At 69.2% G+C, this 3553-nt stretch carries 5 protein-coding genes; all 5 read right to left on the reverse strand.

Annotated features, from left to right (window positions below; genetic code table 11):
* On the reverse strand, window positions 1-1285 hold a 1285-nt coding region (der, locus tag A5736_RS20190), incomplete at its 3' end, for a ribosome biogenesis GTPase Der (RefSeq protein ID WP_076248205.1).
* On the reverse strand, window positions 1282-1968 hold the full coding sequence (gene cmk, locus A5736_RS20195) for a (d)CMP kinase (RefSeq protein WP_076248206.1): 687 nt from the start codon (window positions 1966-1968) through the stop codon (window positions 1282-1284). The genes der and cmk, both read right to left, overlap by 4 nt.
* Complete coding sequence (locus A5736_RS20200; RefSeq protein ID WP_076123025.1) at window positions 1965-2717, reverse strand: pseudouridine synthase; 753 nt, start codon at window positions 2715-2717, stop codon at window positions 1965-1967. Before A5736_RS20200 ends, cmk begins: the two co-directional genes overlap by 4 nt.
* Window positions 2717-3412, reverse strand: coding sequence for an SMC-Scp complex subunit ScpB (gene scpB / locus A5736_RS20205; protein ID WP_076248208.1), 696 nt, complete (start codon window positions 3410-3412; stop codon window positions 2717-2719). The genes A5736_RS20200 and scpB overlap by 1 nt, the downstream gene beginning before the upstream one ends.
* Window positions 3413-3553: segregation/condensation protein A (locus A5736_RS20210; protein ID WP_175611344.1), on the reverse strand; the 141-nt coding region annotated here is incomplete at its 5' end.

A 3553-nucleotide genomic window follows, 5' to 3' on the forward strand; every position in this document is an offset into this window, starting at 1 on the left:
ACCCGGCCTCGAGAAAACCCGTGGTGAACAGCACGAACGTCGGCGGGCGCGCGGTGGCCTGGGTGGCGAACAGGATGCGGGGCTGCTTGCCGCCGCGGACCGGGGGCGGCGTGGCCGCCACCACCTCCTTGATCCACGTGTTCAGCGGGCCGGTGGCGATCCTGGTGTCCCACGACGCCAGCGCGGCTTCCATCGCGGGCACCAGCTTTTGCACCGCCCGGCCCGTCTTGGCGGAGATGTTGACCCGCTGCGCCCAGCGCAGCTGCACCAGCTCGCGATCGATCTCGCGCTCCAGCAGCTCGCGCCGATCCTCGTCGACCAGATCCCACTTGTTGAACGCCAGCACCAAAGCCCGCCCGGCTTCGATGACCATGGACAGCACCCGCAGATCCTGTTCGGTCAGCGGGTCCGACGCATCGACCAACACGATCACCACCTCGGCGGCATCGATGGCCGAGTGGGTGCGCACCGAGGCGTAAAACTCATGCCCGCGGGCCTGGCCGACCTTGCGCCGCAAGCCCGCGGTGTCGACGAACCGCCACACCTTGCCGCCCAACTCGATCAGCGAGTCCACCGGATCCACCGTCGTCCCGGCGACCTCATGCACCACCGAACGCTGGTCGCCCGCAAGCTTGTTGAGCAGCGAGCTCTTACCCACGTTGGGCTTGCCGACCAGCGCCACCCGCCGGGGACCGCCCGCCGCCGGTGCCGCTTCAGAAACCTCGGGCAGCGCGGCGAGCACCTCGTCGAGCAGATCGGCGACGCCGCGACCGTGCATCGCGCTGATCGCGTGCGGCTCCCCCAGCCCCAGCGACCACAACGCCGCCGCGTCGGCCTCGGCCTTCTCGCTGTCAACCTTGTTGGCGGCCAGGAACACCGGCTTACCGGAGCGCAGCAGGATGCGGGCGGCGGCCTCGTCGGCCGCGGTGGCGCCGACGAGCGAGTCGACCACCAAGATCACCGCGTCGGCGGTACGCATGGCCACCGACGCCTGCTCGGCCACCAGCTGCTGCAGGCCCTTGGCGTCGGGCTCCCACCCGCCGGTGTCCTGCACGACGAACCGGCGTCCGGTCCACAGCGCGTCGTAGGACACCCGGTCCCGCGTGACGCCGGGGACGTCCTGCACCACCGCTTCGCGCCGGCCCAGGATCCGGTTCACCAGGGTCGACTTCCCGACGTTGGGGCGGCCCACCACCGCGACGACCGGCGCGGGGCCGCCTTCCTCGACGCCGGATTCGACGAACTCCCAATCGCTTTCGTCGGTCCAGGTGCCGTCTTGGGTCACCGCACTGCCCCGCTTCGCTGCTTGACCAACTCCAGCAGATGCGCGATCACCTGCGCCTCGGTCATGTCGCTGGTGTCGACGATCAGCGCATCCGGGGCGGCGCGCAGCGGCGACACCGCCCGGGTGGAATCCAGGTGATCGCGGCGCCGGACGTCCGCCAAAACACCCTCGTAGTCGTCGGCCAGGCCCGCCGCGACGTTCTGGTCGTTGCGACGCCGGGCGCGGGTTTCGGCCGAGGCGGTCAGGAAGATCTTCACCGGCGCGTCGGGCAACACCACCGTCCCGATGTCTCGGCCCTCGACGACGACGTTGCCCGGACCGCCGGCCATGGCCCGCTGCAGCTCGACGAGCCGGGTGCGCACCGCGGGAACCGACGAGACCGCCGAAACCGCTCCGGTTACCTCGTCACCGCGGATTTCGGTCGAAACATCTGCTCCGTCAAGGTAACTAGTGATGCTTTCGGGGTCGTAGCTCACCGACAACTGCACCTGAGAGGCGATCTCTCCGACTGCTTCGGCGTCCGTGGGCTCGACCCCGGCGCGCAGCACCGCCAGCGTCACGATCCGGTACATCGCCCCCGTATCCAGATAGCGCGCACCCAGCGCGCCTGCCAATCTCCTTGACACCGAGGATTTTCCGGTTCCTGCGGGCCCGTCGATCGCGACGACGACGTCCGCGCTCACAGGCCGACCGCTTTGTACAGTTGCCCGATCTCGTCGAGCCGCAAAGCGCGGATGCTGCCCGGGCGCTGCTTGCCCAGCGACACCGCGCCGATATCGGTGCGGACCAACGATTCCACCGGGAAGCCCGCGGCCCCCAACAGCCGGCGCACAATGCGGTTGCGGCCTTCGTGTAACGTCAACCGCACCAACGACTTTCCCGGGATGGCGTCCACCACGCCGAAATCGTCGACGCGTGCGACGCCGTCCTCCAATTCGATGCCGGCGCGCAGCCTCTTGCCGAGCCCGCGCGGGACCGAACCCGTCACCGTCGCCAGGTACGTCTTGGGCACCTCGTGGGACGGATGCATCAACCGGTGCGCCAACTCACCGTCGTTGGTGAGCAGGATCAGCCCCTCGGTGTCGGCGTCCAACCGCCCGACGTGAAAGAGATTCTTGGTGCCGCGCACCTTGCGCTCGACCAGGTCGCCTATGCAGGGCCGGCCGCGATCGTCGGACATCGTCGAGTGCATGCCGCGCGGCTTGTTCAGCGCCAGGTACACCATCGAGTCGTCGAGGACCACCCGGGCGCCGTCGACGCGGATCACCGAAACGTCAGGGTCGACCCGGGTGCCCAACTCGGTCACCACCTGCCCGTCCACCTCGACCCGGCCGTCGATGATCAACTTCTCCGCGGCCCGCCGCGACGCGACCCCGGCCTGGGACAACACTTTTTGTAGACGCGTTCCCCGGGGCTCCTCCGGCTGGACCATCAATCCCGATCCACGTCGAATGACAGTGACTGCTCCGGCGCCTGTCCGCCCGCGAGTTTGATGAAACGTGGCTCGCTGTCCAGTGATTCGCTGAGGTCCTCGATGGTGTCCACATCCGGCAGCAGCGGCGCGATATCGGGAAGGTCGGCCAGCGACGTCAGCCCGAGGCGTTCCAGGAAGAGCTCGGTGGTGGCGAACGTCGTCGCGCCGGTGTCGTCGTCGACGCCCGCCTCGGTGATCAGGCCGCGCGCCAGCAGGGTGCGCATGACGGCGTCGACATTCACGCCGCGCACCGCGCTCACCCGCGCCCGCGTGACGGGCTGGCGATACGCCACCACGGCCAGCGTCTCCAGCGCGGCCCGGGTGAGTTTGGAGCGGGCGCCGTCCAGCAGCAGCTTCTCCACGTAGGGCGCGTAGCGCGCCCGGGTGTACATCCGCCAGCCCTCGCTGGTTTTCCGCAAGTCGATGCCGCTCTCGCGCTCGGTCAGTTCGTCGGCCATCTGCTGCAGCTTCGCGGCGATGCGGTAGACGGGCTGCTGGGTGGCGGCGGCCAGCGCCTCGACGGTGACCGGGGTGTCGACGACCAGCAGCAGCGCCTCCAGCACGGAGCCGAGTTCCCCGGCGTCCATCGGCGCCGCCTCGGCTATCTCGGGGATGCCGTAGCCGAGGTCGATCTCGGGCAGCTCTTCAGTCACCTATTCGTCCCGCACTTCCACCAGGGCTTCGCCGGCCGGACGTTCGCCGGTCCATGAAATCTGGAGCACGCCAAGCGGCTCTGACTGGTCGAATGCTACCGCCCGGGACCGATACAGTTCGAGCAGCGCCAGGAAGCGCCC

The sequence above is a fragment of the Mycobacterium sp. SP-6446 genome, from assembly GCF_001954045.1.
GTDB lineage: Bacteria > Actinomycetota > Actinomycetes > Mycobacteriales > Mycobacteriaceae > Mycobacterium.

What these genes read in the sequence shown, in the direction of transcription:
- A5736_RS20200 (WP_076123025.1), bottom strand. Translation starts at nt 2,717, where the DNA reads ATGGTCCAGCCGGAGGAGCCCCGGGGAACGCGTCTACAAAAAGTGTTG.